Annotated in this window: 32 protein-coding genes and 1 tRNA gene; 15 read left to right on the forward strand and 18 right to left on the reverse strand. The window is 67.0% G+C overall.

What is annotated here, in order from left to right:
* Positions 1-21 precede the first annotated feature (21 nt).
* Entirely contained in the window at positions 22-588 is a 567-nt protein-coding gene (locus ACQKLX_RS10950) for a MerR family transcriptional regulator (protein ID WP_427361606.1), read from the forward strand.
* A gap of 135 nt (positions 589-723) precedes the next feature.
* Positions 724-1,038: a quaternary ammonium compound efflux SMR transporter SugE gene (gene sugE, locus ACQKLX_RS10955; protein ID WP_427361607.1), complete on the forward strand. Its 315-nt coding sequence runs from the start codon at positions 724-726 to the stop codon at positions 1,036-1,038.
* Positions 1,039-1,183: 145 nt separating this feature from the next.
* On the opposite strand, the gene ACQKLX_RS10960 is transcribed toward sugE, so the two are convergent.
* Positions 1,184-1,354 (reverse strand): hypothetical protein, encoded by a 171-nt coding sequence (locus ACQKLX_RS10960; protein WP_427361608.1) that lies wholly within the window; start codon positions 1,352-1,354, stop codon positions 1,184-1,186.
* A 234-nt stretch (positions 1,355-1,588) separates the two neighbouring features.
* On the opposite strand from ACQKLX_RS10960, the gene ACQKLX_RS10965 reads away from it, so the two are divergent.
* Complete coding sequence (locus tag ACQKLX_RS10965) at positions 1,589-2,092, forward strand: YciE/YciF ferroxidase family protein (RefSeq protein ID WP_427361609.1); 504 nt, start codon at positions 1,589-1,591, stop codon at positions 2,090-2,092.
* Between the two features lie 9 nt (positions 2,093-2,101).
* On the opposite strand, the gene ACQKLX_RS10970 is transcribed toward ACQKLX_RS10965, so the two are convergent.
* Positions 2,102-3,055, reverse strand: coding sequence for a LysR family transcriptional regulator (locus tag ACQKLX_RS10970; protein ID WP_427361610.1), 954 nt, complete (start codon positions 3,053-3,055; stop codon positions 2,102-2,104).
* Between the two features lie 94 nt (positions 3,056-3,149).
* Positions 3,150-3,575 carry a DoxX family protein gene (locus ACQKLX_RS10975; protein ID WP_427361611.1) on the reverse strand — a complete coding sequence of 142 codons (426 nt, stop codon included), beginning with the start codon at positions 3,573-3,575 and terminating at the stop codon, positions 3,150-3,152.
* Positions 3,576-3,760: 185 nt separating this feature from the next.
* Here ACQKLX_RS10975 and ACQKLX_RS10980 point away from each other — a divergent pair, with 185 nt between their 5' ends.
* On the forward strand, positions 3,761-4,693 hold the full coding sequence (locus ACQKLX_RS10980) for a ring-cleaving dioxygenase (RefSeq protein ID WP_427361612.1): 933 nt from the start codon (positions 3,761-3,763) through the stop codon (positions 4,691-4,693).
* A gap of 66 nt (positions 4,694-4,759) precedes the next feature.
* The gene (locus tag ACQKLX_RS10985) at positions 4,760-5,389 is read left to right on the forward strand and encodes an alpha/beta hydrolase (RefSeq protein ID WP_427361613.1); all 630 of its coding nucleotides are present in this window, start codon (positions 4,760-4,762) and stop codon (positions 5,387-5,389) included.
* Positions 5,390-5,394: 5 nt separating this feature from the next.
* Here the strand turns inward: ACQKLX_RS10985 and ACQKLX_RS10990 are convergent, their stop codons facing one another.
* Positions 5,395-5,544 (reverse strand): hypothetical protein, encoded by a 150-nt coding sequence (locus ACQKLX_RS10990; protein WP_159650342.1) that lies wholly within the window; start codon positions 5,542-5,544, stop codon positions 5,395-5,397.
* Between the two features lie 136 nt (positions 5,545-5,680).
* On the reverse strand, positions 5,681-5,983 hold the full coding sequence (locus ACQKLX_RS10995) for an SH3 domain-containing protein (protein ID WP_427361614.1): 303 nt from the start codon (positions 5,981-5,983) through the stop codon (positions 5,681-5,683).
* 129 nt (positions 5,984-6,112) lie between these two features.
* Between ACQKLX_RS10995 and ACQKLX_RS11000 the strand changes: the two genes are divergently transcribed.
* The 4 genes from ACQKLX_RS11000 to ACQKLX_RS11015 all read left to right on the forward strand — a co-directional run bounded on the left by ACQKLX_RS11000 (position 6,113) and on the right by ACQKLX_RS11015 (position 7,349).
* Positions 6,113-6,397: a hypothetical protein gene (locus tag ACQKLX_RS11000; protein ID WP_427361615.1), complete on the forward strand. Its 285-nt coding sequence runs from the start codon at positions 6,113-6,115 to the stop codon at positions 6,395-6,397.
* 114 nt (positions 6,398-6,511) lie between these two features.
* Positions 6,512-6,715 (forward strand): hypothetical protein, encoded by a 204-nt coding sequence (locus ACQKLX_RS11005; protein ID WP_427361616.1) that lies wholly within the window; start codon positions 6,512-6,514, stop codon positions 6,713-6,715.
* A 68-nt stretch (positions 6,716-6,783) separates the two neighbouring features.
* Positions 6,784-6,861, forward strand: a tRNA-Pro gene (locus ACQKLX_RS11010).
* A 338-nt stretch (positions 6,862-7,199) separates the two neighbouring features.
* Positions 7,200-7,349, forward strand: coding sequence for a hypothetical protein (locus ACQKLX_RS11015; RefSeq protein WP_427361617.1), 150 nt, complete (start codon positions 7,200-7,202; stop codon positions 7,347-7,349).
* Positions 7,350-7,379: 30 nt separating this feature from the next.
* Here the strand turns inward: ACQKLX_RS11015 and ACQKLX_RS11020 are convergent, their stop codons facing one another.
* Positions 7,380-8,618, reverse strand: a complete 1,239-nt coding sequence (locus ACQKLX_RS11020) for an O-antigen ligase family protein (RefSeq protein ID WP_427361618.1) — start codon at positions 8,616-8,618, stop codon at positions 7,380-7,382.
* Positions 8,615-10,156, reverse strand: a complete 1,542-nt coding sequence (locus tag ACQKLX_RS11025) for an undecaprenyl-phosphate glucose phosphotransferase (protein WP_427361619.1) — start codon at positions 10,154-10,156, stop codon at positions 8,615-8,617. The genes ACQKLX_RS11020 and ACQKLX_RS11025 overlap by 4 nt, the downstream gene beginning before the upstream one ends.
* A gap of 515 nt (positions 10,157-10,671) precedes the next feature.
* Between ACQKLX_RS11025 and ACQKLX_RS11030 the strand changes: the two genes are divergently transcribed.
* Together ACQKLX_RS11030 and mdtI are read left to right on the forward strand one after the other, a co-directional pair.
* On the forward strand, positions 10,672-11,028 hold the full coding sequence (locus ACQKLX_RS11030) for a DMT family transporter (protein WP_427361620.1): 357 nt from the start codon (positions 10,672-10,674) through the stop codon (positions 11,026-11,028).
* Positions 11,025-11,363, forward strand: a complete 339-nt coding sequence (gene mdtI, locus ACQKLX_RS11035; protein ID WP_427361621.1) for a multidrug/spermidine efflux SMR transporter subunit MdtI — start codon at positions 11,025-11,027, stop codon at positions 11,361-11,363. Before ACQKLX_RS11030 ends, mdtI begins: the two co-directional genes overlap by 4 nt.
* A 15-nt stretch (positions 11,364-11,378) precedes the next feature.
* Here the strand turns inward: mdtI and ACQKLX_RS11040 are convergent, their stop codons facing one another.
* From ACQKLX_RS11040 to ACQKLX_RS11065, 6 genes are all read right to left on the reverse strand, one after another.
* Positions 11,379-11,738, reverse strand: coding sequence for a hypothetical protein (locus ACQKLX_RS11040; protein WP_427361622.1), 360 nt, complete (start codon positions 11,736-11,738; stop codon positions 11,379-11,381).
* A 5-nt stretch (positions 11,739-11,743) separates the two neighbouring features.
* Entirely contained in the window at positions 11,744-13,114 is a 1,371-nt protein-coding gene (locus ACQKLX_RS11045; RefSeq protein WP_427361623.1) for a sulfite oxidase, read from the reverse strand.
* 92 nt (positions 13,115-13,206) lie between these two features.
* On the reverse strand, positions 13,207-13,968 hold the full coding sequence (locus tag ACQKLX_RS11050) for an anti-sigma factor family protein (RefSeq protein ID WP_427361624.1): 762 nt from the start codon (positions 13,966-13,968) through the stop codon (positions 13,207-13,209).
* Positions 13,952-14,479 (reverse strand): RNA polymerase sigma factor, encoded by a 528-nt coding sequence (locus ACQKLX_RS11055; RefSeq protein ID WP_427361625.1) that lies wholly within the window; start codon positions 14,477-14,479, stop codon positions 13,952-13,954. The genes ACQKLX_RS11050 and ACQKLX_RS11055 overlap by 17 nt, the downstream gene beginning before the upstream one ends.
* Before the next feature lie 126 nt (positions 14,480-14,605).
* Positions 14,606-15,757 (reverse strand): glycosyltransferase, encoded by a 1,152-nt coding sequence (locus ACQKLX_RS11060; RefSeq protein WP_427361626.1) that lies wholly within the window; start codon positions 15,755-15,757, stop codon positions 14,606-14,608.
* 23 nt (positions 15,758-15,780) lie between these two features.
* Entirely contained in the window at positions 15,781-16,338 is a 558-nt protein-coding gene (locus ACQKLX_RS11065) for a polysaccharide biosynthesis/export family protein (protein WP_427361627.1), read from the reverse strand.
* A gap of 186 nt (positions 16,339-16,524) precedes the next feature.
* Between ACQKLX_RS11065 and ACQKLX_RS11070 the strand changes: the two genes are divergently transcribed.
* Positions 16,525-18,696, forward strand: a complete 2,172-nt coding sequence (locus ACQKLX_RS11070; protein WP_427361628.1) for a GumC family protein — start codon at positions 16,525-16,527, stop codon at positions 18,694-18,696.
* Between the two features lie 6 nt (positions 18,697-18,702).
* Here ACQKLX_RS11070 and ACQKLX_RS11075 read toward each other — a convergent pair whose 3' ends face one another.
* On the reverse strand, positions 18,703-19,074 hold the full coding sequence (locus tag ACQKLX_RS11075; protein ID WP_427361629.1) for a GFA family protein: 372 nt from the start codon (positions 19,072-19,074) through the stop codon (positions 18,703-18,705).
* A 68-nt stretch (positions 19,075-19,142) separates the two neighbouring features.
* Positions 19,143-20,378: a GNAT family N-acetyltransferase gene (locus tag ACQKLX_RS11080; protein WP_427361630.1), complete on the reverse strand. Its 1,236-nt coding sequence runs from the start codon at positions 20,376-20,378 to the stop codon at positions 19,143-19,145.
* Between the two features lie 116 nt (positions 20,379-20,494).
* On the opposite strand from ACQKLX_RS11080, the gene ACQKLX_RS11085 reads away from it, so the two are divergent.
* Positions 20,495-21,550, forward strand: coding sequence for a polysaccharide deacetylase family protein (locus ACQKLX_RS11085; protein WP_427361631.1), 1,056 nt, complete (start codon positions 20,495-20,497; stop codon positions 21,548-21,550).
* Between the two features lie 177 nt (positions 21,551-21,727).
* On the opposite strand, the gene ACQKLX_RS11090 is transcribed toward ACQKLX_RS11085, so the two are convergent.
* Positions 21,728-21,937 (reverse strand): DUF2842 domain-containing protein, encoded by a 210-nt coding sequence (locus tag ACQKLX_RS11090; protein WP_427361632.1) that lies wholly within the window; start codon positions 21,935-21,937, stop codon positions 21,728-21,730.
* 129 nt (positions 21,938-22,066) lie between these two features.
* On the opposite strand from ACQKLX_RS11090, the gene ACQKLX_RS11095 reads away from it, so the two are divergent.
* Together ACQKLX_RS11095 and ACQKLX_RS11100 are read left to right on the forward strand one after the other, a co-directional pair.
* Entirely contained in the window at positions 22,067-23,134 is a 1,068-nt protein-coding gene (locus tag ACQKLX_RS11095; RefSeq protein WP_427361633.1) for a COX15/CtaA family protein, read from the forward strand.
* Entirely contained in the window at positions 23,124-23,570 is a 447-nt protein-coding gene (locus ACQKLX_RS11100; protein WP_427361634.1) for an HIT family protein, read from the forward strand. Before ACQKLX_RS11095 ends, ACQKLX_RS11100 begins: the two co-directional genes overlap by 11 nt.
* On the opposite strand, the gene ACQKLX_RS11105 is transcribed toward ACQKLX_RS11100, so the two are convergent.
* Positions 23,555-24,832, reverse strand: a complete 1,278-nt coding sequence (locus ACQKLX_RS11105) for an O-acetylhomoserine aminocarboxypropyltransferase (RefSeq protein WP_427361635.1) — start codon at positions 24,830-24,832, stop codon at positions 23,555-23,557. The two genes, ACQKLX_RS11100 and ACQKLX_RS11105, sit on opposite strands and share 16 nt — an antisense overlap.
* Before the next feature lie 45 nt (positions 24,833-24,877).
* Positions 24,878-26,128, reverse strand: coding sequence for an FAD-dependent oxidoreductase (locus ACQKLX_RS11110; RefSeq protein WP_427361636.1), 1,251 nt, complete (start codon positions 26,126-26,128; stop codon positions 24,878-24,880).
* Positions 26,129-26,135: the final 7 nt, after the last annotated feature.

The following is a 26,135-nucleotide window of genomic DNA, read 5'->3' on the forward strand; positions in this document are numbered from 1 at the left end:
GACGGCGGATTCGAGGCCGAATTGGATAACAAGAGCCCAGACGCATTCAGAACCATCAGCGAGGTCGCCGAAGACCTCGACATTCCCCAGCATGTCCTGCGTTTCTGGGAAACGCGCTTCTCCCAGATCAAGCCGCTGAAGCGCGGCGGCGGCCGGCGCTATTACCGGCCCGACGATGTCGCCCTGCTCAAGGGCATCCGCCGCCTGCTCTACGGCGAGGGCTACACCATCAAGGGCCTGCAGCGCATCCTGAAGGAACAGGGGCCGCGCTATGTCCAGGCGATTGGCCGTGGCGGCGAGATCGCCGGCGGCAATGCGCCCGCTCCTTCGGCTGCGGCAGCCCATGCGGCTCCCTCGCGCGCCGCGCCGATGCCAGCAGCTCAGCCCACGCAGCATCACCACGGAGCCGCTGCTGCCGAGCCGGGCTTCGCCGCCAAGGCGCTGCTCTCCTCCTTGCCACGCTCGGCCCAGCCGCTGGTCGGCGCCGACGATCTCGCCTTCCTGAAGGCGACACTTTCCGAGCTGATCGAGTGCCGCCGCCTGCTGCATGGTGCCTTGGCGACTGCAGGCGCCGGCGAAGACGGCTGAGCTCCGCAGCCCCCGCGACTTGAACCTTCGGGCCCGGCTCGCTAGATCAGCCAGCGAGGACGACCTCCGCAGGCCTTTCGCCCGCGTTTCCCCATAGGCGTGGACGACCCCGCCCTTCTCATGAGGAGGGCCGCCATGGCCTGGACTTATCTCTTCTTCGCCGGCTTGTTCGAGATCGGCTGGGCCATCGGGCTGAAATACACGCACGGCTTCACCCGCCTCGTCCCGACCATGCTGACGGTCGGCAGCATGGTGGTCAGCCTCGGCCTGCTCGGCCTCGCCCTGAAGAGCCTGCCGCTCGGCACCGCCTATGCGATCTGGACCGGCATCGGCACGATCGGCACCGCCACCCTCGGGATCATCCTGTTCGGCGAGCCGGCGACGGCGTTGCGCCTCGCCTGCATCGGCCTGATCGTCGCGGGTATCGTCGGGCTGAAGCTCGTCTCCTGAACCAGGCCGGACCGGCGGCGTCCTAGAGCCGGACGATTTCAGATGGAACCGCAAAGCGCTTCCATCTGAAATCTGAATTCGTCTCTCATCAAAGAGTTAGAGCAGCATCGATGCGAAAACCGGTTCCCACTTTTCGCATCCTGCTCTAGCGCCGCCGGAACGCCTCGGGCCAGAGGTCGTTGCGCTCGAGCAGTACGACCACGACGATGACGCCGAGCGTCACCACAATGGTCATCAGCTTGGCGTCCCAGGGCACGCCGCGGCCGATCAGCCAGATCAGCGCCAGGCCCGCGATGAGGGGGATGAGCAGCTCCATGGCGCGAGCCTAGAGCATTGCGCGAAAAAGTGGGAACCGTTTTTTCGCAAGAGCAATGCTCTGAACGTTAGAATCGATCACGAGGTGATCGAGCGCAGATATCCGCAAGCCGCATCCGCCTTCGCAAATCTTCGGAACAGTTCGCGGCGGCACACGTTGCAGCGACAGGGAAGCATGTCGTCGGCAGACGGCGTCGGTTTCAGCAATCCGGACATAAGCGGACAGGAGGAAGGCATGGGCCTGTTTTCCAAGGATATCAAGACGATGGACGATCTTTTCGTGCATCAGCTCCAGGACATCTATTACGCCGAGAAGCAGATCAGGAAAGCTCTGCCGACCATGATCGAGAAGGCGACGGACACCCAGCTGCGCAACGGCCTGCAAGCCCATCTCGGCGAGACCGAAGGCCATATCCGCCGGCTCGAGCAGGTCTTCCAGCAACATGGCGTCGAGGCCAAGGGGACCGATTGCCCGGCGATCGACGGTATCCTCGAAGAGGCGGACGAGGTGACCGGCGAGGTCGAGGACAAGCAGGTGCTGGACGCGGCGATCATTGCTGCGGCGCAGGCGGTCGAGCATTACGAGATCACCCGCTACGGCACGCTGACCGCCTGGGCCAAGCAGCTTGGCCGCGAGGACTGCGCTGCTCTGCTGCAGCAGAATCTCGACGAGGAGCATGCCGCCGACAGCAAGCTGACCAAGCTGGCGGAATCCGGGATCAACCGCCAGGCCGCCTGACGGCCTGCCTCAAGCTTCGGCCGGCGAGGGCGCCTCGGTGCTCTCCCGGCCTGTCGCGCCGCCTTCCATCAGCGGCCGCAGCTTGGCCAGTTCCTGGGCCATGAAATCGAGAAAGAGCCGCACGCGCGGCGAGTGGCGCAGGTCGGGATGGGTCAGCAGCCACAGATCGGCGGCATAACCGGTCTGGGGAGGCGCGAGCCGGACGAGACCAGGACGCTTGTCGGCGATGAAGCAGGGCAGGAAGCCGATGCCGATGCCGGCCTCGACCGCTTCGGCGAGGCCCAGAACCGTGTTGAGCTTGTAAACGGTCTGGTCGGCCGGGATGTGCTTCTGCCGATACTGCACGACCTTGAAATTGCTGAACTGGTCGCCGAGCGAGATCCAGCGCTGCTGCGTAAGCTCGGCCTGATCAGGCGGTGCGCCTTCCGGAAAATCCGTGGCGCGGCCATAGAGTGCCCAGCCGATCTGGGCGACGCGCCGGCCGATCAGGTTCTCAGGCGGATTGTCGGTGGCGCGGATGGCGACATCGGCGTCGCGCTTGCTGAGATTGAGCGCCTGGTTGCCGAGCAGGATGTCGAGCTTGATGTCCGGGCACTGCTTCATGAAGGCGGCGAAGAGCGGCGTCAGCAATTCGACCAGCAGCGAGTCGTTGGTGGTGACGCGCAGCTCGCCAGCCGGCAGAATCTCGCGGCCGGCGAGGCGCCGGGTGAAGCCGGCGATGTCGGTCTCGAGCCGCTCGGCCAGGACGGCCATCTCCTCGCCGGCGGGCGTCGGCACGTAGCCGGAGCGATGCCGCTCGAACAGGCGCGTCCCGAGGCTTTCCTCGATCTGGCCGAGCCGGCGGAACACGGTCGAATGGTTGAGGCCGATCAATTCGGCAGCGGCGGGCAGGCTGCGCGCCTCAGCGATGGCCTTGATCAGCCGGAAATCGTCCCAGGCGACGGAAGAGGCGGCGTTCGGCAAGCGGGCGGCTCCAGGGAAGTCAGCTCCCTGAACATGGTACGGGCGACAGGTTGCAGCAACCTGTCGCCCGTTCTGTCGTGGTGAGCGGTGGAGCTCAGGCCAGAGCGGGCTTGGCCGCGGCCGAGACGCCGGCCGGACGCAGCGCCAGCGCACCGTCGCCGATCAGGACATGGGCGAAGGCGGTCAAAGCGAGGAAGGCGGGATATTCCCAGCCGCCGTTCGGAGCGGTGAAGAGCCAGCCATTGGGGGCATGGACGCTGAGCGCGCCGAGCAGGACCGGCAGCAGCAGGAGCGAGACATAGCGGCCATAGAAGCCGGTCAGGATGGCAAGCCCGCCGAGGAGCTCCGCCAGGATGATCGGCCAGGCGAGGAAGCCGGGCAGCCCGATCTGGCCGAGGAAGCCGGCGAAGCCGGGAACGGTGAAGACGGCGAGCTTCAGATAGGCGTGGGCGATGAACATGACGCCGAGCGCGACACGCAGAGCGAGGGCGCCATAGGGGGCGAAACGGGTGTCGATCATGGTCTTTCTCCGAAGGACCGGTTTGGTCTGCGGTGAAGAATGACGATTTCGAATTGGCAATTCAAATTGGCAATTTCAGAGAATGACATTGCTGGTATGCAATGATTGCGATCTGGCATTTTGCCGAACTGCAATCATCTTCGGGCTCAACGAGGGCAGCCTCCTGCGGCCCGGAGGACGACATCATGCAGATCAACGGCATCCACCACGTCACTGCCATCGCCGGCCCGGCGCGCCGCAATCTCGACTTCTACAGCCGCGTCCTCGGCCTGCGCTTGGTGAAGAAGACAGTGAATTTCGATGACCCGACCACCTGGCATCTCTATTTCGGCGATGCCGGCGGCAATCCCGGCACCATCCTGACCTTCTTTCCCTGGGAGCACGTCGCTCCCGGCCGGCTCGGCGTCGGTGAGACGGAAGTGACTTCCTTCCGCATCCCGGAGGCGGCGCTCGGCTACTGGACGCATCGCCTCATCGCCAACGGCGTCGCCCATGATGCTCCGCAGAAGCGCTTCGGCGAGACCGTGCAGGCCTTCCGCGATCCGGACGGCATGCGGCTGGCGCTGGTCGCGGTGCCCGGCAGCGAAAGCGAGCCGGCCTGGGACAATGGCGAGGTGCCGGCCGAATCCGCGATCCGCGGCTTCCACGGCGTTACCTTGCTGCTCGACAAGACGGAGACGACCGCCGCGATCCTGCGCGACGTGTTCGGCTTTGCCGAGGCCGGTCGCGAGGGCGACATCGTCCGCATGCGGGCCGAAGGCACCGCTCATGGCAGCGTCGTCGACCTGCGCGCCGCCGGCGGATTCCTGCCGGCCCGGATGGGCGCGGGCTCGGTGCACCACATCGCCTTCCGCGCCGGCGACGACGCCGAGCAGGCCCGCATGGTGAAGACGCTGGTCGACACATTCGGTCTGCGCCCCACCGAGCAGAGGGACCGGAACTATTTCCGCTCCGTCTACTTTCGCGAGCCCGGCGGCGTGCTGTTCGAGATCGCGACCGATGCGCCTGGCTTCGCCATCGACGAGCCGGCCGACGACCTTGGCGGCACGCTCAAGCTGCCGGCGCGTTACGAGGCGCGCCGCGCCGAGATCGAGGCGGTCCTGCCGGCCTTGGCCTGAACCTCAAAAGCGCTCCGCCTCCGGGCGGGGCGCCCCTCAACGAACATCCCGAAAGGAGGCCGTGCCATGAGCGCGTCTGAAACCTTCATCCATCGCTTCGAGCCGGCGACCGCGCCCGGCCAGGCGCCGCTCCTGCTGCTGCATGGCACCGGCGGCGACGAGAACGATCTCCTGCCGCTCGGGCGCACGCTCGCGCCAGGGGCTGCACTGCTCTCGCCGCGTGGCCGCACGCTCGAGGCCGGCATGCCGCGGTTCTTCCGCCGCCTGGCGGAGGGCGTCTTCGACGAGGACGACCTCATCCGGCGTACGCATGAGCTCGCCGACTTCGTCGAGCAGGCGCGGGCGGAATACGGGCTGCCGGCGCCGATCGCGCTTGGCTTCTCGAATGGCGCCAACATCGCCGCTGCGATGCTGCTGCTGCGGCCGGAGGCGCTCTCGGGCGCGGTCCTGCTGCGGGCGATGTCGCCCTTCGCCAGGCCGCCTGCGGCAGCGTTGGCGGCCAAGCCGGTGCTGATCGTCTCCGGCAGCTTCGATCCGATCATCCCGGAGGAGAATGCGGCGCGGCTGGCGGCGACGCTGATCGGGGCAGGGGCTTCGGTGGAGCACCGCAGCCTGCCGACCGGTCATGGCCTGTCGCAGGCTGATCTGGGGCTGGTGCGGGAGTGGCTGGCGCAGCGCACGGCGCTCGCGGCCTGATAGGGTCAGGCTTCAGGCCTGATGTGCTTCGAGAGATAGCATGTCAGGCCGAGCCCGCCGAGCATCACGGAGATCATATAGGGGCCGAACAGGCAGGCGACGAACACCGCCGCGATGAAGCCGAGCATCAGGCTGTTGCGCCAGTCCAGGGTCATGACGGGGCCTCCACGAATCGGTGCCAGTATCATGAAGATAACCTTCACCTTGTGAACCGCATTTGAACAGAATTCGTTAATGAATTCTTGCCGTTCCGGGCCTTCGCTCGCACTCGCCAGCTATCCCGGCCACCGCTCAACCGCACTCCTTCAGGAAGCGGCGCGCGACATGGCCCTCGGTGAAGCGGTCATAGCCCTTCGCCAGCCTGGCATCGCCGGGCCAGTGCCTGACCTTGCTCCAGCCGCCGCGTCCGCCTTCGACGATCTGGACCTCGTCGCCGGCCCTCATGCGCAGGATCAGCCGGCCCTGCGCGCTGGGCGCCGCGCGCAAGGCGACGAAGCCGTCGCCGGTTTCGGGGACGAGGCAGAACAGCGAGGCCTGGGCCTCCCCACCATGGAGAAGCAGGCCGAATAGCGCGAACAGGGCGGGGCGGATCATCGGGCTTTTCCCCGGCTCGAGGTGTCGCAGCATGACGCAGCAGCCCGGGGTTGTCGCGTCTCGGTGGCACCTCGACCGTTCTCGCGCGTTGTCCTCGCGACGCCGCGATGCGGCACGGAGCAGAAAGCCATGATGTTCAACCTCTTCGAGGTCCTTGCCGACAGGGTGCGCGAGCAGGCCGCCGAGTACGCCAATGCGCAGGCGCGCATCGGTCTGCGGACCGTCGCCGGCGTGTTCGATCCTTTCGGACTGATGGCCGCCATGACCGTAACGTCGTCCGCCATTTTGCCGACCGTCGGCACCGAACTGCGCCCGCCCCGGCTGAAGAGCGAGCGGCGTATCCGGCGCAGTGGGAGCCCGGCTGACAAGCAGCGCCCACGGCAGACAAGGCGCCCCGCCCTGAACTTCGCTTGACGGTAGCTCGCGCCGCCAGGAAAGTCGGGGCATGGTTGGTCGGCTGAATTCTGGATTGGCCGCCGCGCGGGGCTTAGCCTCGCGTCGCTGTGCCGTGGCCGGGCGGTGGCCGGCATGACCAACCTCCTGCTCGCCTTGGCCGCCGTCGCGACGCTGGCGGCCTCGCTCTGGCTCGCATTCGAGAACAACGCGGTGATGGCTCTGCCGCTGGCGATCGTGTTCGCCGGGCTCGTGCGCACGCTGGTGCGCCGGAGCACCCGAAGGGGCATCACCCCGGCAGAGGTTGCGCCGACGCCGCATGACGACAAGCCGCTGTGAATTCCGCACCGCCAACTGGCAATTGCCGCGTTGCATCGCGGCGTCGTGCACTCTATAAGCCGACCCGTCGGAGCGTAGCGCAGCCCGGTTAGCGCACTTGTCTGGGGGACAAGGGGTCGGAGGTTCGAATCCTCTCGCTCCGACCATTTTCTTCTTCATTGTCAGTAGGCTAGGCGAGCCGCCCCAACGGCTTGCGCTCCTGGATTCGGAACGGAACGGCAGCATGGCACAGCCGGGCCGCGAGATCGAACCGCGCAAGCAAGGCCGCTGGATGAAACGAAAGAAGCCCGGTCCCGCAAAAGCGGAGCCGGGCTAGTTTTTTGGGGAGGAACGCCCGAAGGGCATGAGTATAATGACAGGCCGGTGAACTCTGGTCAGCCACACATAGGTGTTAACGCCATACACCTGATGACTAGGGCTGCTGCGAGGCAGACGCCAGCACCCGCCTTGGGAAGAGAAGTCGTTTAAGGTTCAGAGGCGGCATATGAACGGATTGTCGATCGGCTCAGCCGGAATCAGGCTTGCCCTGCTGGTGGTCACCTTCGGCCTCTCCGCCTGCGCGCAGGAGGCGACCCGACCCGCGACCTGCCACAGCCACAAGGTCAGCAATGGCGAGCTGACGGAGTGCCGGTGACCCCTCGATTGGCCACTGTTTCGAGGGGCGCTAGGGGCGCCGAGCGTTTCCTGCCTGCGCCGGCAAAGCCGCCATTCCCCAGATCAGGCCGAGCATCAGGTAGAAATGCCGCCAGTGGTCGGTGTCGATCTGGAAGCCCTGCAGGATCGTGACGAACAGTACCGACCATAGCACGATCGCGTGTCCCTGCCAGGGCGAGCGGCGGAAGACGACGCGCCAGCCGGCGATACAGGTCGCGGCCGTCAGCGCCAGATAGGCGAAGCCGCCGAGCCAGCCATAGGAGGCGAAGCCGTTGATGTAGACGTTGTGCGGGTCTTCCGGGAAGTGGAAGCGGAAGCGCAGCGGCCCGAAGCCGTTCGGCAGGTCGAGCAGCATCGGCAGCGAGCGCAGCTGGTTGCCGAAGCGGCCGGTGACGCCCTGGTCATAGTCCTGGTCAAGATTGGCGCGCAGCTCGAAGATGGCGCGGATGTTCTCGAAGGAGAGCGCGATCAGCAGCGCCACCACCAGCAGCACCAGCATGACCACCGTCAGGAAGACGATGCGGGCGCGCTGCGCCGTGTTGGTCGAGGTCAGGAAGGTCAATCCCGTCATCATCAGCGCCGACACGGCGAGATTGACCCAGGCGCCGCGAGAGAACGACAGGAACAGCGCCAGCAGCGGGATGCTCAGCAGCAGAAAGCCCTTCACCAGTCCGATCCGGCCGATGATCACCGCGTGCAGCAGGTAGATCAGCGGCAGCACCAGGAAGGGGCCGAGCACGTTCGGGTCCTTGAACGTACCCGAGGCCCGCGAGGCGTAGGTGAAGACGCCGGACAGGCCGCCGACATCGAAATAGCCGAGCACGGCGGCAAGGCCGGCGCACCAGGCGGCGAAGAGATAGCCCTTGCGCAGCGTCTCGAGCCGGCCGAGCGGGTCCTCCGCCATGATCGCCGCGAAGAAGATCGCCGTGATCATCAGATAGACCGAGACGGCGGTGAAGCGCACCGAGGGCGCCTCGTCCATCCAGGGGATCAAGGCGATCACACCGCCGATATTGTAGACGAGCAGCAGCACCGCCATCGGCAGCAGTTTCTGCGAGAAGCGGATGCCGGTGATCGCGAAGACGAGCAGCGTGATCGGGAAGACGAACTCGTAAGGCGAGGGCTCGATCAGGGCGATGAAGCTTACCGCCAGCAAGAGCCACAGCGTGCCGCGCTTGATCGCGGCATGGGAGATCGTCAGCCCCCTGCGTCGGGGCGCGTCATCCTGCCGCTGCGCCAGCGTGCTCAATAGGCGTTCTCGTTCTTGGTCATCAGCGAGAACGGCGTCTTGATCAGGATGTAGAGGTCGAGCAGCACCGACCAGTTCTCGATGTAGTAGAGATCATGCTCGACGCGGCGCTGGATCTTGTCCTCGGTGTCGGTCTCGCCGCGCCAGCCATGGATCTGGGCCCAGCCGGTGATGCCGGGCTTAACCTTGTGCCGGGCGAAATAGCCATCGACGACCTGCTCATAGGCGCGGTTCTGCATGGTGGCGTGGACCGCGTGTGGGCGCGGGCCGACCAGCGAGAGATTGCCCTTGAACACGACATTGAGCAGCTGCGGCAATTCGTCGATCGAGGTCTTGCGGATGAACCGGCCGACGCGGGTGACGCGAGGGTCGTCCCGCGTGACCTGCTTGGCGGCCTTGAAGTCGCTCATCTCATGATAGAGCGAGCGGAACTTCAGCACCTCGATCATCTCGTTGTTGAAGCCGTAGCGCTTCTGGCGGAACAGGATCGGGCCGCGGGAGTCGAGCTTGACCGCGATCGCGGTCGCGATCATCAGCGGCGAGAGCGCGATCAGCGCCAGCGTGCCGACGATCTTGTCGAACACCCATTTGACGACGATGTCCCAGTCAGCGATCGGCCGGTCGAACACGTCGAGCACGGGAACGGCGCCGATATAGGAGTAGGAGCGCGGCCTAAAGCGCAGCTTCGACATATGGGCCGAGAGCCGGATGTCGATCGGCAGCACCCAGAGCTTGCGCAGCATGGCGAGCAGGCGCGCCTCGGCCGAGATCGGCAGGGTGAAGATCACCAGGTCGAGCTTGGTGCGGCGCGCGAACTCGACGAGGTCGTCGATCGTGCCGAGCTTGGGATAACCGGCGACGAGATCGGGCGAGCGGTCGTCATTGCGGTCGTCGAAGACGCCGCAGATGCGCAGGCCGGTGTCGCGCTGGGCTTCCAGCGCCTTGATCAGCTCCTCGCCGGCCGGCCCGCCGCCAACGACCGCGGTGCGCCGTTCTAGCCGGCCCATCCGGGTGAGGCGCAGCACGATCTGCGAGACAGCCAGCCGCTCGGCCAGCAGCAGCACGAGGCCGACGGCATAGAAGCTGGCCAGCCAGACGCGCGAGACCTGGTCGCTGATCTTGAGGAAGAAGAAGGCGGCGAGCGCCAACAGGAACAGCACCGTCCAGCCGGCCGAAACGCGCACCACCATGCCGATGAAATTGCGCAGCGCGCCGACATGGTAGAGATGCAGCGCCTGGAAGACGGCGAGCGCGCCGACCGCCATCAATGGCACAGTGACCTGATAGGGAAGGGCGTAGTCGACCTTGCCGGCGACATAGAAGGCGAAGATCAGCCCGCCGACACCGAGGATCACCAGCACGTCGGCGAGGCGCACCAGCCCCTCGATCAGCACCGGCGACAGCGTCTGCTTGACCGGCATGGCGGCGATCCGCTCGGCCAGCGGGTGGAAGGCGCGGGTGGTGCCGGGGTCTCCACTCGTTGGCGCGGAGCCGGCTGAATCCGCCTTGATCAGGTCGCGAACGTCGAAAGCGCCCATCTCGTCCAGTCCTCGCGCGCGGCGGCGGACACGCCCGCCGTGCTGAAAGCCACCGTGACCTAGCGCAAATTGCTCTCGGAAGACTTAATCGGACTCTGCGGAAGCGATCGGGATTTGAGGTGAATTTCGCGCGTCGCGGGCGGCCCGAAACCGCTTCGTCGGAGCATCTTTTTTCGTGCCTATGAAGGTCGATTTTCGCTCGGGCCTTCAAGGTATTAGCTGATGGTTTCGATAGTCGGAAAACAGGTGTCGAAACCGTCAAAAGTCGTGTTCGAGTTGACAAAAAGCATAGATTCAGGCATTTCAGGCGACGATGAGTGTCTGAGAAGCACATATTTCATTGACCTTGCCCACGGGTATTTCCGGTGATTTGGGCTTGGGCGTGTGCTGGCCTTGGGCGAAAGCCTGAACGCTCCCTTCATCTCAAACTTCGTCTTACAAACGCTAACGATGCGCACCCCGCAGACGCCGCACCCGCGCCGCCTGCGCCCCGGGCCAGCGCCCCTGTGTGACTTATGTCTTTTCATTGGTTGATCCTGCTCGCGGCCATTGCCGTCGAGCTGCTCGCGACGTCGGCCCTGAAGGCCTTCGTCGCGGCCCCGGTCCTCGTCGCGGTCCTGCCGCTCGTGCTGATCGGATTGTCCTTCGCCCTGCTCAGCATCGCCCTGCGGGTCATCCCGATGGCGGTCGCCTATGCGGTTTGGGAAGGCCTCGGCATCGTCGGCATCGCCCTGATCGGCCATGCCTTCTTCGCCGAGCACCTCACGGCCGGGCGCCTGTTGGCGCTCGCCCTGATCATCGGCGGCATCGTGCTGCTGGAACGTGGCGTCGGTCACGACGCCACCGAGGAGGATGAGCGGAGGCTGGTGTGACCTTCGCCGCCTCCGCGCAGGCCTTCGCGCTTGCCTGGCTTGCACTCGCCGTCGCCCTCGAGGTGATCGGCACCAGCCTGCTCAAGATCTCAGACGGGCTGAAGCGCCGGCTCGTCGGCATCCTCGGCGTGCTCTGTGTCGTCGGCGCCTTCGCCGCCCTGGCGCAGGCGATCCGCGGCATGGACCTTTCGGTCGCCTACGCCGTCTGGGGCGGCGTCGGCCTCGTGCTGACGGCCGTGGTCGGCGCGCTCGCCTTCGGCCAGCGCATCCGCCCGGCCGGCTGGCTCGGCATCGCGCTGGTCGTCGCCGGCGTGGTCGCGCTCAAGCTGTTCTGACTGGACGGGGCCGTCTCAGTTCAGGAATGGGTTCTTCCACCCGCCCTGCTGGCTCGGCGCCTTCGGCGGAAAGACCTCGGCGAGATAGTCGAGCACCTTGCCGCGCTCGTCTGCGGCGAGGGGCGGCATGTTGTGCTTGGTCACCATCCAGTCGAGCGTCTCGCCCCATTTCTCGCGGCTCAGCCCCTGGGCTGCGACCAGCTTGAAGTTGTGGCAGGCGATGCAGGCATAGAAGGCCTCGTCGCGGTTCGGCCCGGCCGGGAACATCTCCGGCGTCTCTTCGGATGGGGCGGGGGCCTGCGCCAGCGCCGCCTGCGCGGCAAAGAGAAATCCCGCGCCGAGCGCGAGCCCGGCGCGGCGGATAGGTGCGCTCATGCTGCTCACCCGACCAGAACCGCGACCCGGTGCATCGGGTTGGCGCCATAGCCCTGCGGGTTCCAGCCGCCGGCGACATGCGGTTGCGCCCGTCCCTTGCTGTCGGTGGCCCGGACCCAGAGCTCGTAATAGCCGTCGGACGGGAGCTCGACATCGGCGGTCCAGCGCCGCCAGTCATAGCGGTTCTTCGGCTCGGCGGCCTTCGCCGGCTGCCAGGTCGCGCCGAAATCGATCGAGACATCGACGCGCGACACGCCCTCATGCCCGTCCCAGGCGGCGCCGCGCAAAGCGAGCTTGCGCGTGCCGGCGGCGAGGCGCGTGCCGTTGGCCGGGTTGGTGATGATGCCGCGCACCGGCATGTCGGTCATGGTGCGCATGTTGGAGTCGTCCGTCTTGCCGCCCGGGATCATCGGCTTGATCGCGACCGAATAGGAGGTGCCGCCCATGCCCTGGCCGTCATGCACCTTGTCGCGGATCGCGATCCGCTTCAGCCATTTATGCGAGACCGAGGCCGGGAAGCCGGGGATGATCACCCGCAGCGGTCCGCCATGAATGGCCGGGAGCGGCTGGCCGTTCATCCCCCAGACCAGGAGCGCATGCGGCTCCAGCGCCGCTGCGATCGGCACGCCGCGCGAGATCGCATCCTTGGTGGCATCGCCCGAGAGGTGCTGGTCGGCGCCGAAATTGCCGGTGTGGACGGCGGTCGATTTCAGGCCGGCGCTCTGCAGCACGTCGGCGAGCGGCACGCCGGTCCATTCGGCGCAGCCGGCGCCGCCATTGGTCCACTGATTGCCGCGCGCCTGCGGCTGGAAGAAGGAGCGGCCATTGCCGCCGCATTCCAGCACCATGCGGAAGGTCTTGTGCGTGAACTTCTGCTTGAGTTCGCCGAGCTTGATCTTCAGCGGCGTGTTGACCTCGCCGTCGATGGTCAGCTCCCAGGCATCGCCCTCGGTGAAGGGCTCCGGCGTCTGGCCGTTGTTGCGAACGTAGAATTTCTCGATCGGCGTAGTGTCGTCGTCGAGCATGTGCTCCGGCGTCTCGGCGACGAGGGGCCGGTCGCCGAGCAGGACGAGGCCCTTGGCCTTCCCGGGGAAATCGAGGATTTGCGGACCCTTGGGCGCAGCCGCTGCCGGGGCCGCGGATGGGGCAGGCGAGGCGGGCGGCGCCCCTTGCGCCAATGCGGCAGGGATCAGACCGCCGGGCATATTGTCGGAAAACGGGATGGAGCCCCCGACCGCCGCGCCCATTGCCGCGAGCCCGGCGCCACCGAGGAAGCCGCGGCGCGAGGAGCCGGTGCGGCGGCCGAAGGCGAGAGCGTCGCCGCGCTCCGGATCGTCGCCATAGAGTTCGCCCAGGGACCGTTCCTGCTTCGCCATGCTGTCCTCCCTCGCGGCGTCGCCATTGCGCCGGCTTCTGAGGAACAAGACGCGCGAGCGGGCCGGATCATTCCATCCTGCCGGAAACTATTTTAGGCGAGGCAGGGCTGCGCGTTGCGCCACTCGTTCTGCAGGGCGGTGCGCAGAGGCTCGACCTTGTCGGCAGGCTCGCTCGTCAGGGCCTTGATGAAGCCCGCGATCATTTCGAAACGCGCCTGAGGCATTCCGGTTGCGATCAGGAGATAACCGCGCCCGCCGGCATTCCAGCCCGTCAGCGCCGCATCGGCCTGCGCGGGTGCCGGCGCCGGCTCGTCATGCGAGCTGACATGCAGGCTGAGCCGGCAGCCGCGCGCGCCGATGAAGCCGATCCTGACCTCACCCGAAGCCGAAGCCGTCTGCCAGACCGGCTGCAGGCCAAGACGAGAGAGCTCGTTGGCGACTGGCAAGGCCGCGGCTGGCGCGACTATCGCCGCAGGCTGGGCCGGCGCGCTCGCGAATTGCTCATGCGCCGCCATCGACGCCGAGAGGAAGGCGTCGGAGGCATCGCGCCGTAACAGGATCGGCGTAAAGGCGACAGCTGCGGCGATGACGAGAGCCGCAGCGATGGCAGCGGCTCGGTGCCAGCGCTGTCGCGGCGCCGTCGAAAGCGAGGGCAGGGGCGGTGCAACATCAGCCGGCAGCCCTCGCAGTCCCTGCTTCAGCCTGACGATGCTGCGCAGCCTCTCCGCCGTCTCCGGCGAAGTCGCCAGCCGCTCCGCCAGGACGCGCTGCTCGACGGGCGCCAGCTCGCCATCGGCGAAGGCGTTGAGCGTCTCCCAATCCGATGGGGGCGACTGGTCAGTTCGATGCGGCATGGCGCGTCGGGAGCACGCGGATATTGGCTCCCCCTATGATCGAAAGCAGCATGGCCCGGGCCCGCGACAGGCGGCTCATGACGGTGCCGGCCGGCACGCCGATCAGCGCCGCCGCCTCCGCATAGCTGAAGCCGTCGAGATCGACCAAGACCACCACCTCCTTCATCGCGACGGGCAACTGCTCCAGCGCCTGCCGAACCGTGATCGCGCTGAGCGCGCGTTCGTCGAAACGCCAATCGGCCGGCTCAGGCGCCGGCGTGCCCTGCTCGCGCTGCAGTCGCCGGATCTGGTCGATCAGCAGGTTGCGCAGGATGCTGTAGAGCCAGCGGCGATAGGCGGGGTCATCCGCCGGTTCGCTCTTGGCCGTCAGAACCCGCAAGGCAGCTTCCTGGGCGGCATCGGCGGCTCGCTCCCGGTCGCGCGTCAGCGCGCAGGCATAGCGGAAAAGCCGCGTCCATTCGCGTTCGAGCCGCGCGCGGCGCGCGCTCGCCTTGCGTTCGTTGCGCCACATGCACGCGCCGTCCGAACTGGTTCGCGCCGCGAGCGGACAGGGCCAACGCCGGGAGCCCGCGACGAGACGAGCATAGGGGAGGATTCGCGAAAGCGGAACCGGAAGCGACCGCTTGGCTGTCGAGCGTCAGCCGATGCGTCTGGCGAGCGCGGTGCGATAGGCGCCGATCACGCCGTCGACCATGGTGTCGAGGCGGAAATTCGCCCGGACATGCGAGGCGAGGTCGGCAGCCTCGTCGAGGCGCTCTTCTGCCGGCGTCGCCAGCGCCTTGCGGATCGCGTCGGCCAGGATGGTCGGCTCGTTCGGACGGATCAGCCGGGCGGCATGGTCGGGGCCATAGATCTCCTTGATGCCGCCGACATCGGTGGCGATCAGCGGCTGCGCCGCCGCTGCCGCTTCAAGGATCACATAGGGCAGGGACTCGGCCCGAGACGGGATCACCATCACATGGGCCTTGGCGAGTGCGGCGCGGATCGGTCCAGGCGGCTCGAACACGCATTGGCCCGCGACGCCCTGGTCGACCGTCATCTGCCGCAGCAGGGCTTCGTCCGGCCCGGAGCCGACGATCAGGATGCGCGGCGTCAGCCCATCCCTGCGCTTCAGCAGCGCGAGTGCTTCGATCAGCGTGTCGACACCCTTCGCTGAACGCAGCTCTCCGAGATAGACGAGATCGAACTTGGCTGACGCATGGTCGATCGGCTCGAATTCGGCCTCGGAGATGCCGTTCAGCACGATGCGATGATCGGTGCGCGGCTTATGCCCGATATGGGCTTCGAAGCGCCCGGCGATGAAGGCGCTCTCGAACAGGAACATGTCGGTTGCCGGCTCGAGCAGGCGCTCGATCGCCATGTAGATGCGGTGCTCGGTGCTGCCCGGCTTGTAGTTGAAGCTGCCGCCATGCGGCGTGTAGGCGGTGACATAACGCCGTCCCGGAGAGACCAGTGCTGGCAGGCGGGCGTAGACGCCGCCCTTCGAGCCGTGCGCATGCACGATCTGCGGTGCGATCCGCTTGCGGGTCGATACGGCCGAGGCCTGCGCGCGCATGTCGGTGAGGCTGGGATAGCGCGACATCGGCACGCGGGTGACACCGAGCGAAAGTTGCGGCCCGAGTTCGGCGAAGACCTGGTCGGCGCGCACGCCGCCGGTGGTCGAATCGCAGAAGATGCCGACCGCATGGCCGCGGTCGATCTGGCCACGGGCGAGGTCGAGCACGTGCCGGAACAGCCCGCCGAGCGGGGCGCGGAAGACGTGCAGGATCGTCAGGGGAGCGGCGGACATGGTCGCAAGGCCCTGGGGTGTGGTCAGAACCAGCGTTCCTTGATCACGATCGTGTCGCCGGGCCTGACCGGATAGGTGATCGGCACCGTGCCGGTGACGAGCTGGCCGTCCATCAGGCGGGTGACCTCGGCATAGTTGCGCTGGCCGCGCGGGGTGAAACCGCCGGCGATCGCCACCGCCGTCTGCACCGTCATGCCGTTCACGAACGGGAACTGGCCGGAATTGGTCACTTCGCCGAGCACGAAGAACGGCCGGTAGGCATCGACTTCGACCGAAACCTTGGGTTCGCGCAGATAGCCGCCGCGCAGCTTCGCCTCGATCGCCCGTTCGAGCTGCTGCGTCGTGCGCCCCTGCACCTCGACGGCGCCAATCAGCGGCATCGAGATCCGGCCGGAGCCGTCGACGGCGTAGATGTTGGAGAGATTGTCCTGGCCGAAGACGATGACGCGCAGCCGGTCGCCGCTGGCGAGCTGGTAGGGCGCTGTCGTCTCGACGGCGAATTCCGGCGCGACGACGCGCGGCGCGCAGCCAGCCATGGCAAGCGCGGCGGCAAGCGCCAGACAGACGGGATGTCTACTCATCATCACCGGCGGACCCATCGAGACATGCCCCTAGGGATAGGTCGTCATGGTTAACAAAACCTGATCGGACCGGCTCTTCGCGGCATATTCGAGCGCGCCTCTCTTAACCGGCCACTAACCTTAATGGGGTCAGATGACGCTACGTGCCCTTCAGGGGCGCGCGAGTTCTGCGTGAATGGAAGCCTCATGACCGCTCGCTACGACACCGTTGCGGCTGCCGGCGAGAGCCGCTCCGACCTGCTCGATCTGCCGGCCCTGTGGACCGCGATCAAGGCGAGGAAGCTCTGGATCATCGGGCCGACTCTGGCGGCGCTGGGCTTGTCCTTCGTCGCGGTCAACGTCATTCCGCCGCGCTACACCGGCCAGGCCCAGCTCCTGCTGCAGAGCCGCGACAGTTACTACACCCGGCCGGGGCAGACGGCTGACAGCTCCGGCCAGCAATTCGATCCGGAAGGCGTGCAGAGCCAGGTCCAGGTCATCATGTCGCGCGACCTCGCGCGTGAGGCGATCAAGCGCATCGGTCTGGTCGGCAATTCGGAGTTCGATTCCGGAGCCGGCGCGCTCGGGGCCTTGAAGAAGATCGGCGTGCTGCTCGGCATCGGCGCCCATCCGGCCGACCGCTCGCCGGAGGAGCGGGTACTGGAAACCTATTACGACCGGCTGCTGGTCTTCCCGGTCGGGCGCTCGCGCATCGTCTCGATCGAGTTCACCTCGCGCGACCCTGCGCTCGCCGCCAAGGCCGCCAATGAAATCGCCGCCGTCTATCTCGACATGGAGGAGGCGGCCAAGCAGGACACGGCCCGCAGCGCCTCGTCCTGGCTCTCCACCACGATCGAGCCGTTGCGCAAGAAGCTGGCTGAATCCGAGGCCAAGGTCGAGGCGTTCCGCTCCCGCCACGGCCTGCTGGTCGGCACCAACAACACGACGATCACCGCCCAGCAGCTCGCCGATCTGTCGACGCAGCTCTCCAATGCGCGCAACCAGCAGTCCGAAGCCCAGGCCAAGGCTGCGATCATCCGCGACGCGATCAAGGGCGGGCGCACCTTCGAGATTCCCGATGTCGCCAATAACGAGCTCGTCCGTCGCCTGATCGAGCAGCGCGTCAACCTGCGCGCCCAGATTGCGCTCGAATCGCGCAATCTCCTGTCGGAACATCCGCGCATCAAGGAGCTGAACGCCCAGCTCGCCGACCTCGAGGGCCAGATTCGCGCCGCAGCCGAGCGCGCCGTGCGCACGCTGGAGAACGAGGCCAAGATCGCGGGCCAGCGCGTCGAGAGCGTCACCGCCGCGCTCGATGGCCAGAAGAAGACCGTCTCCGGCGCCAATGACGACGAGGTCCAGCTGCGTGCGCTGGAGCGCGAGGCCCGCACCCAGCGCGAGCAGCTCGAGCAGTACATGCTGCGCTATCGCGAGGCGCTCGCCCGCGATGCCCAGAATGCGACGCCGGCCGATGCCCGCATCATCTCGCGCGCCGTCGAGCCGACACAGCCCTCCTTCCCGAAGAAGCTGCCGACCATGGTCGTCGCGACGCTCGCGACCTTCCTGGCCGCGCTGGCGGTGGTGGTTTCGCGCGAGCTCCTGAACGGCGCCGCCCCGGCTCCGGCCGAGGAAGCGCCGCGCCGCAAGATGCGGGCGCGCGCCGAGCCGCTGGTGGAGACTCCGGAGGAGGACGAGGACAGCGTCGCGAAGGCGCCGCCGCCCCGCCGCGAGCGCATTGCCGGACTCCTGACTCATGGTGGGCGCGTCGGCCAGCTGCACCTCGACCTTGCCGACCCCGAGGCGGGCGCGGCCGATCTTGCCGCTTGCGTCAACAAGGCCAGCGAAGGCCATGCGCCGCTCGTCGTGGTGCTGGACGGCGCCGAGCCGGGAGAGGCGTCGCCGCGGGCGCTGGCGCAGCTTCTCTCCGAGCGCAGCCGCTGCATCCTTGTCGATCTTGCCAGCGACGGCGATCGCGAGCGGGCCGGCTTCTCCGAACTGCTCGCCGGCGAGGCGATGTTCTCCGACATCATCACCCGCGAGCCGGATTCCCGCCTGCACGAGATCGCTTCGGGCCGGGCCGGGCGCGCAGCGGTGCTGGCGGCGTCCGACATCGTCGACGTCGCGCTCGATGCCCTCTGCGAGACCTATGACTGGGTGCTGGTCGCTGCCGCCTCGACCGATGATGCCGAGACGCTGGCGCCGCTGCTGGGCCGCGCCCAGGGCGCGCTGGTCATGGCCGGCCATATCGGCAACGGCCACGCCGTCGAGGTCGCCTATCGCCTGACAGATCTGATGGCAGCCCCGATCGCGCTCGTCATGGTCGAGACGCCGGAGACGGTCGAGCTGGTCCCGCAGGAGAAGGAGCCGGTTCCGGCCTGAGCCTGCCTACCAGAGGTTCTTGCCGTCGATCACCGTGACCGGGACGGCAGTGAGGTCGAAATCATCGAGCGCGCGCGCATTCACCGCGACCTTCGGATTGTCGAAATCCGGCTCGCCGCTCGACCAGTCCGGCGACTCGGTGTAGGTGGTGCAGCCGCAATTGCCGCAGAAATGATGCGCGACCATCCGGCTCTGCCAGCGATAGGTCGAGAGGCTCTCGCGCGGTGTCAGCAGCCGGAACTGGGCCGGCTTGTGATAGCTCCACAACGCGCCGCGCTTCGAGCAGATCGAGCAGGTGCAGGCGACCACCTCGGTTACCGGCTCCAGCACCTCGAATCTGGTCGCGCCGCAATGGCAGCTGCCGCTGATGATCGTCATCTCGCCCGCTCCGTGAAGGTTGCGGGGCTGATCAAACCCGATCGCTTGTCAGCATCTGTCAGCAGCAGCTATTCGTCTGCCTCTGCCGGCTTGCGGCGTCTCAGCAGCCCGAGGACACGTTGCGCCGCCTTGAGGGCGAGGGGCGAGGCCTTGATCCGCCGCTTCAGCGCCCGCTTGGCCTGGCTGTAGCCAGCATAGGCCCGCCCCTTGGCGGTCAACGGGAAGAAGGTGTCGACCAGCTCGTCGCTGTCGTCGCAGATCGTCGTCTTGTAGCGGGCCTCGCCGACGCCGAGGTCGAACATGCTGAAGCCGGCCTGGCATTTGCACTTGATCAGCTCGATCAGCAGGATTTCGCCCGGGCTGGTGCGCGCGGTCTCCGAGCCGAGGTCGAAGGAGGTCGCCATGCCGGAGAAGCGCTCGCCTTGCACGGCGCCGACATAGGTCGCGACCGAGCGGCCGGCGAGGTCGAGCGAATAGAGCTCGATTGCCGGCGACCGGCCAGGTTGTCCGAGCGCGCCCTCGCACAGGAAAGCGCGGATCGCCGGCGGGGCGAACGGGTCGGGCAGGCCCATCTGGGCGAAACGGGCGGCCTTCTGCGCCAGGAAGGCGTCGAGTACGCGCGCGATCTCGGCTTCACTATGGGCCTGGATTAATTCGGACGAGCCGAACTCGGCGAAGCGATTGCGCTTGGTCGTCAGCTTCTTGCGGGCATGCTTGCTCATCGAGCGCCGGAGCGTGCCCTCGCCATTGCCCGGTTCGAGCGCGAGCTTGTAGGCGCGGCTCGGACTCTGCCCGGCGGCAAGCATCGCCGGCGGATTGGCGATGCCCTGCCAGGCGGTCGGTTGGTTGATCAGGAACAGTGCGTCGATCCCGCCGATCGCCGCGCCGATCTCCCGCAGCAGCACTTGCGTCGCCGCCGCATCGAGCGCCTCAGCGAAATCCGGCCGGTAGAGCGCCATGTGATAGTTGGCGTGCTTGCCGCCGATGAATTCGGCGAAGCGCGTGCCGAGACGCCTGGTGATCACCAGCGGGAACAGGGCGAGCAGCCTGCCCAGGCTGTCCTCGACCCGGATGAAGCGGAAGTCCATGTCCTCGGCCTGCCCGATCGTCGCGACGAAGGGCCGGACCCAGTCATAGGACTGGTAGGGCGTCACCAGCGCGCTTGTTTCGAGCGCGCGCCAGTCGGCTTCGAGAGCGGCAAGGTCGCTGCCGGCCACCACCCTGGCCCAGGGGCGCGCCTCCACCTCCCGCGGCAAGGCGGGGGCGCTGGACGTGCTTGGCGCGCGGTCGGCGACGGCGGACATGCCGTCCTCCTTAACCCGGCATTGTGAACGGACCTGCCACTGTCGCGGACGTTGCATGACGCCATCGCCGAACAGCGTTAGCGAAGGGTTGAATCGATGTCGCGGAGACGCCGGGCATGAGCCTGCGCCACAAGGCTTTTTCAGCCGCCTTCGCGGCCATCGCGGCGACTGGCGCCGACCGCTGGGGCAGGGGGCTCGCCCAGGGCAAGGGCGCGATCCTGACGCTGCATCATGTCCGCCCTGCGCCGGCCGCCGCCGGCTTTCGCCCGAACGGTTTGCTTGAGATCACGCCTGATTTCCTCGACCGGGCGCTGACGCTGATCCGGGCCGAGGGCTACGACATCGTCTCGCTCGACGAGGCGCTGGTGCGCCTGGCCGACCCCAGACCCCGCCGCTTCTTCGTCGCGCTCACCTTCGACGACGGCTATCGCGACAATCTCGACCATGCCTGGCCGGTGCTGGCGAAACACCAGGCGCCGTGGACGCTTTATGTCGTGCGCGGCTTCGCCGAGCGGACGGCGCGTCTGTGGTGGCTGGAGCTGGAGGAGGCGATCCGGGCGCTGCCGCGACTGTCGGTCGCGCTTCCCGATGGCCGCTTCGAGGCGCCGGCTGACACCGACGCCGAAAAGCAGAACGCGTTCGACCGGCTCTACTGGCGTCTGCGCAAAGGCCCGGAAGCGATTCTGCTGTCAGTGATTTCCGAGCTCGGACGGCAGGCCGGCGTCGATCCCGCTGCGCTGGTCGAGCGCGAATGCCTGCCGACGGAAACGCTACGCTCGCTCGCCGGCGCGCCGGGCGTCACCATCGGCGCGCATACGCTGAGCCATCCGATGCTGGCCAAGCATCCGGAGGAGATCGCGCGCCGCGAGATCGTCGAGAGCAAGACCTGGCTGGAGACGACATTGGACATGCCGATCCGCCACTTCGCCTATCCGGTCGGCGATCCGACCTCCGCCGGGTTGCGCGAATTCGCTTTGGCGAAAGAGGCGGGCTTCGCCAGCGCCGTGACGACGCGGCCGGGGCATCTCTTCGCCGAGCACACCGGGCATCTGCATGCGCTACCGCGCATCTCGCTCAACGGCCTGCATCAGAGTGAAGCTGCGTTGAAGGCGCTGCTGTCCGGGCTGCCGTTCCTGCTGTGGAACCGAGGGCGGAAGGTGAGTGTAGGTTAGCGCGGGATCCCCTCTCCCGGATGGGAGAGGGGTAGGGGTGAGGGACCGCCGCTGATTGTTATAGTGGGTGGCCGCCGCTGCGCCCTCGTTGGACAAGGCAGGCCCTCATCCGGCGCTCCGCGCCACCTTCTCCCATCCGGGAGAAGGAAGAGAGCGTCGCACCCGGTCAGGCTGCCCTCAAACCTCGTCCTTCCGCTCCATCCATTTGATCAGCGGCAGCAGCGGCAGCACCCAGACCAGCCCGAGCACGACATAGGCGATGGTCTGCACGAGCTTCGAGGCTTCGGTGATCCGTCCCTGTGCCAGCGCCATGGCGACGAGCGCGTAGACGCAGACGAAGACGATCATCACGACCGTGCCGATCAGCTTGCGATGGGTCTGCCTCATGGCGATTGTCTGTCCGGGCTGCGGCATTGCGGGCGTTGTTCAGGTCTTGCGGGCGGACTATCTGTCACCCGCCGCCGCGCTTGTGAAGCGCAATCAACTCCGCCGCCTGCGACCCGAGGTCCCGCCGCCGTGACGATCGCGCTCGATCAGCCTGCCGTTCCGGCCGCCACCGGCCATGCCGGCATCCGCCGCTGGCTCTGGGCCGTCGCCTTCCTCGTCTTCGTCATGGTCGTGGTCGGCGGCGCGACGCGGTTGACCGGCTCGGGCCTCTCGATCACCGAATGGCGGCCCGTCACCGGCGCGATCCCGCCGCTCGGCGACGCTGCCTGGGCGCTCGAATTCGAGAAGTATCGCCTCAGCCCGCAATACCAGCTCCTCAACTCCGGCATGGAGCTCGGCGATTTCAAGTTCATCTACTGGTGGGAATGGGGCCATCGCCAGCTCGGCCGCTTCATCGGGCTGCTCTATCTCGCCGGCTTTTTCGTCATTCTGCTGCGGCGCTCGATGCCGTGGCGCGAGACCGCGATCCTGTTCGGCATGGGCCTGCTGCTCGGCCTGCAGGGCACGATCGGCTGGATCATGGTCGCCTCGGGCTTGCAGCCCGGCATGGTCGCAGTCGCGCCGGTCAAGCTGACGCTGCACCTGACCTTCGCCGGCTTCTTCTTCGCCAGCGTCATCGCCTTCGCCACCTGGCTGACGCCGCTGCGTCGCAGCGAGCCGATGCGGGGCAGGGCGGCGGCCTGGGTCCTGCTCCTGCTGCTCTTCGTCCAGATCGCGCTCGGCGGGCTCGTCGCCGGCTCCAAGGCCGGCTTCACCTTCAACACCTGGCCGCTGATGGACGGCGCGCTGGTTCCGTCATCCGCGACCCTCTTCGCCGGCACGCCGTTCTGGGAGAACTTCGTCGACAATGTCGCGCTGGTGCAGTTCAACCACCGCATCGGCGCCTATATCCTGTTCGCCTTCGCGCTCTGGCAGGTGCTAGCTTTACGCCGTGCCGCGCCGGGCTCAGGCGCCGCCAAGCGCGCGACTGCTGTTGCCGGGCTCGTCCTCGCGCAATCTGCGCTCGGTATCGTGACGCTGCTGCTGGTCGTGCCGCTTTGGGCCGGCCTTGCCCATCAGGCGCTCGGCTTCACCGTATTGGCGATGGGGGTGGTGCATCTGACGCGCACGCAGCAGGGAGAGAGGCATGCGGCCTGAAGGCTGTCTGTTCTGCGCGATCACGGCCGGGAAGGTCCCGTCGCATCGCGTCGCCGAGACCGAAAACCTCGTCGCCTTCCTCGATATCGCGCCGGTGCGGCCGGGCCATGTCCAGATCGTGCCGCGCACGCACCATCCCTATTTCGAGGAGATGCCGGCGGAACTCGCGGCCGAGATCATCCAGCTCGGCCAGCGCGTCGCCAGGGCCTTGAAGCGGATCTATGGCGTGCCGAAGGTCGCCTTCATGTTCACCGGCAACGACATCGCCCATGCCCACGCCCACCTCATCCCGATGGTGCGGTCCGACGATGTGACCTCCCGGCGCTATATCGCCGAGGAGGTCGTGACCTATCGCGACTGCCCGCGACCGCCCGCGGAGGAGCAGCAGGCGACCGCCCGCCGCCTCCGCGAGGAGTTGGATCAGGCCAGCGCCTGATCCAGATCGGCGATCAGGTCCTCGACATCCTCGATGCCGATCGACAGGCGCACCACCTCGGGGCCGGCGCCGGACGCCGTCTTCTGTGCGTCCGAGAGCTGGCGATGCGTGGTCGAGGCCGGGTGGATCACCAGCGAGCGCGTGTCGCCGATATTGGCGAGATGCGAGAACAGCTGGAGTTTCGAGACCAGCTGGATGCCGGCGTCGTAGCCGCCCTTGAGGCCGAAGGTGAAGACCGCGCCGGCGCCCTTGGGGCAGTAGCGCTGGGCGAGAGCGTAGTACCTGTTGTCGGGCAGGCCGGCATAGTTCACCCATTCGACCGCCGGGTGCTTGGCCAGATGCGTCGCCACCTTCAGCGTGTTCTCGCAATGGCGCTGCATGCGCAGCGGCAGCGTCTCGATGCCGGTCAGGATCATGAAGGCGTTGAAGGGCGAGAGTGCCGGGCCCATGTCGCGCAGGCCGAGCACGCGGGTCGCGATCGCGAAGGCGAAATTGCCGAAGGTCTCGCCCAGCACCATGCCGTTATATTCCGGCCGCGGCTTGGACAGCATCGGGTAGCGCTCGTCGCCGGTCCAGTTGAACGAACCGCCGTCGACGATCAGGCCGCCGATCGAGTTGCCATGGCCGCCCAAAAACTTGGTCGCCGAATGCACGACGATGTCGGCGCCGTGCTCGAAGGGACGGATCAGATAGGGGCTGGCCATCGTGTTGTCGACGATCAGCGGGATGTTGTGCTTCTTCGCGATCTTCGAGATGCCCTCGATGTCGACGATGACGCCGCCGGGGTTGGCGATGGATTCGATGAAGATCGCCTTGGTCTTCGGCGTCACTGCCGCGGCGAAGGCCTCCAGATCATCGGAATCGGCCCAGATCACGTTCCAGCCGAAGTTCTTGTAGGAGTGATTGAACTGGTTGATCGAGCCGCCATAGAGCTTCTTGGCGGCGACGAACTCGTCGCCCGGCTGCAGCAAAGCGTGGAAGCACAGGAACTCGGCGGCATGGCCCGAAGCCACCGCCAGCGCAGCCGTGCCGCCCTCCAGCGCCGCGACGCGCTCTTCCAGCACCGCGTTGGTCGGATTGCCGATGCGAGTATAGATGTTGCCGAAGGCCTGCAGCCCGAACAGCGAGGCGGCATGGTCGACATCGTCGAAGACGAAGGAGGTCGTCTGGTAGATCGGCGTGGCGCGCGCGCCGGTGGCTGCGTCGGGAGCAGCGCCGGCATGGACGGCGAGCGTATGGAAACCCGGTGCGCGGTCTGACATGGCGTGCTCCCTGACAATTCTGATCGTGAAACGGTCTTGTTCGGTTTAACGAACGCTATCCCGAGCGTCAATTCTGTGGCGCGGCGCCAGCTCCGGCCCGACATGCTGCGGCCGCACGCCCATGCCGACCATGCGCGCCGGCAGTCGTCGCAGCAGCGGGAAGAGTTGCAACAGCCTGAGCGGCCAGGGTGGTGCGATCGGCTTGTCCGCTGCGAGCAGCGGTGTGATCACCCGGTTCTGGATCGCGATCTGGACGGCTTGCGTGACCTTGGCCGGCCATTCCCGCCGCTTCTGGACGGCGGCGAGATCGGCATCTGTCAGCGTTTTCTCGCGCAGCGGTCTCGCCAGCAGGTTGGCGGCTGCGACGGCATCCTGGATCGCCAGGTTGATGCCGACGCCGCCGATCGGCGACATGGCGTGGGCGGCGTCGCCGATGCAGAGGAGCCCCGGCCGCCACCAGCGCTCGAGCTGGTCGACAGCGACCGAGAGCAGCTTGATGTCGTCCCATGAGGAGAGTTCATCGGCGCGGTCGGTCAGCTCCGGCGCGAGCGCGAGCAACCCCTTCTTGAAGGCGTCGAGCCCGGCGGCTTGCAGTTTTTCGAGCGAGCCCTTCGGGATGATGAAGGCGCATTGCCAGTAGTCGCCGCGATTGAGCCGGATGAAGAAGCGCCCGGCCGCGACCTGGCCGAAGGCCTGGGCCGGCTCGTCCGGCCGGCGGCTCAGGCGGAACCAGAGCACGTCCATCGGCGCGCCGAGCTCGGTGACGGTGAAGCCCGCGGCGGCGCGCACGTCGGAGCGCCGGCCATCCGCCGCGACGACGAGATCGGCGCCGATCTCCAGCGCGCCATCCGGTCCCTCGGCTGCAAGTCCGACAACGCGGCCCTTCTCCACGATCAGGCCGCTGGCCTTCGTCTGCATCAGCAGCCGGAAATTCGGATTGGCCCGGCCGTGATCGGCGAGGAAATCGAGGAAATCCCATTGCGGCATGAAGGCGATGAACGGCGCCCTGACTGGTAGATGGCTGAAATCGGCAACGGTGATGTCTTCGTTGCCGAAGCGGGCGACGAGGTCGTCTTCCCGGACATGTGGCAGCTTGAGGAATTCATCGAGCAGGCCGAGCTCGTGCATCACCTGCATGGTCGAGGGATGGATGGTGTCGCCGCGGAAATCGCGCAGGAAATCGGCGTGCTTCTCCAGCACGATCACGTCGACGCCGGCGCGCGCCAGCAGGAAGCCGAGCATCATCCCGGCCGGGCCGCCTCCGGCGATGCAGCAGGTCGTGCTCTCCCGGCGCATGCGCTTG

Source organism: Allobosea sp. NPDC003192 (genome assembly GCF_050275675.1).
Taxonomy (GTDB): Bacteria; Pseudomonadota; Alphaproteobacteria; order Rhizobiales; family Beijerinckiaceae; genus Allobosea.

Coding starts and splice junctions, on each gene's coding strand:
- sugE (WP_427361607.1), top strand. CDS start 724: ATGGCCTGGACTTATCTCTTCTTCGCCGGCTTGTTCGAGATCGGCTGG.
- ACQKLX_RS10960 (WP_427361608.1), bottom strand. CDS start 1,354: ATGGAGCTGCTCATCCCCCTCATCGCGGGCCTGGCGCTGATCTGGCTG.
- ACQKLX_RS10965 (WP_427361609.1), top strand. CDS start 1,589: ATGGGCCTGTTTTCCAAGGATATCAAGACGATGGACGATCTTTTCGTG.
- ACQKLX_RS10975 (WP_427361611.1), bottom strand. CDS start 3,575: ATGATCGACACCCGTTTCGCCCCCTATGGCGCCCTCGCTCTGCGTGTC.
- ACQKLX_RS10980 (WP_427361612.1), top strand. CDS start 3,761: ATGCAGATCAACGGCATCCACCACGTCACTGCCATCGCCGGCCCGGCG.
- ACQKLX_RS10985 (WP_427361613.1), top strand. CDS start 4,760: ATGAGCGCGTCTGAAACCTTCATCCATCGCTTCGAGCCGGCGACCGCG.
- ACQKLX_RS10990 (WP_159650342.1), bottom strand. CDS start 5,544: ATGACCCTGGACTGGCGCAACAGCCTGATGCTCGGCTTCATCGCGGCG.
- ACQKLX_RS10995 (WP_427361614.1), bottom strand. CDS start 5,983: ATGATCCGCCCCGCCCTGTTCGCGCTATTCGGCCTGCTTCTCCATGGT.
- ACQKLX_RS11000 (WP_427361615.1), top strand. CDS start 6,113: ATGATGTTCAACCTCTTCGAGGTCCTTGCCGACAGGGTGCGCGAGCAG.
- ACQKLX_RS11005 (WP_427361616.1), top strand. CDS start 6,512: ATGACCAACCTCCTGCTCGCCTTGGCCGCCGTCGCGACGCTGGCGGCC.
- ACQKLX_RS11015 (WP_427361617.1), top strand. CDS start 7,200: ATGAACGGATTGTCGATCGGCTCAGCCGGAATCAGGCTTGCCCTGCTG.
- ACQKLX_RS11025 (WP_427361619.1), bottom strand. CDS start 10,156: ATGGGCGCTTTCGACGTTCGCGACCTGATCAAGGCGGATTCAGCCGGC.
- ACQKLX_RS11030 (WP_427361620.1), top strand. CDS start 10,672: ATGTCTTTTCATTGGTTGATCCTGCTCGCGGCCATTGCCGTCGAGCTG.
- ACQKLX_RS11040 (WP_427361622.1), bottom strand. CDS start 11,738: ATGAGCGCACCTATCCGCCGCGCCGGGCTCGCGCTCGGCGCGGGATTT.
- ACQKLX_RS11045 (WP_427361623.1), bottom strand. CDS start 13,114: ATGGCGAAGCAGGAACGGTCCCTGGGCGAACTCTATGGCGACGATCCG.
- ACQKLX_RS11050 (WP_427361624.1), bottom strand. CDS start 13,968: ATGCCGCATCGAACTGACCAGTCGCCCCCATCGGATTGGGAGACGCTC.
- ACQKLX_RS11055 (WP_427361625.1), bottom strand. CDS start 14,479: ATGTGGCGCAACGAACGCAAGGCGAGCGCGCGCCGCGCGCGGCTCGAA.
- ACQKLX_RS11060 (WP_427361626.1), bottom strand. CDS start 15,757: ATGTCCGCCGCTCCCCTGACGATCCTGCACGTCTTCCGCGCCCCGCTC.
- ACQKLX_RS11065 (WP_427361627.1), bottom strand. CDS start 16,338: ATGAGTAGACATCCCGTCTGTCTGGCGCTTGCCGCCGCGCTTGCCATG.
- ACQKLX_RS11070 (WP_427361628.1), top strand. CDS start 16,525: ATGACCGCTCGCTACGACACCGTTGCGGCTGCCGGCGAGAGCCGCTCC.
- ACQKLX_RS11075 (WP_427361629.1), bottom strand. CDS start 19,074: ATGACGATCATCAGCGGCAGCTGCCATTGCGGCGCGACCAGATTCGAG.
- ACQKLX_RS11080 (WP_427361630.1), bottom strand. CDS start 20,378: ATGTCCGCCGTCGCCGACCGCGCGCCAAGCACGTCCAGCGCCCCCGCC.
- ACQKLX_RS11085 (WP_427361631.1), top strand. CDS start 20,495: ATGAGCCTGCGCCACAAGGCTTTTTCAGCCGCCTTCGCGGCCATCGCG.
- ACQKLX_RS11090 (WP_427361632.1), bottom strand. CDS start 21,937: ATGAGGCAGACCCATCGCAAGCTGATCGGCACGGTCGTGATGATCGTC.
- ACQKLX_RS11100 (WP_427361634.1), top strand. CDS start 23,124: ATGCGGCCTGAAGGCTGTCTGTTCTGCGCGATCACGGCCGGGAAGGTC.
- ACQKLX_RS11105 (WP_427361635.1), bottom strand. CDS start 24,832: ATGTCAGACCGCGCACCGGGTTTCCATACGCTCGCCGTCCATGCCGGC.
- ACQKLX_RS11110 (WP_427361636.1), bottom strand. CDS start 26,128: ATGCGCCGGGAGAGCACGACCTGCTGCATCGCCGGAGGCGGCCCGGCC.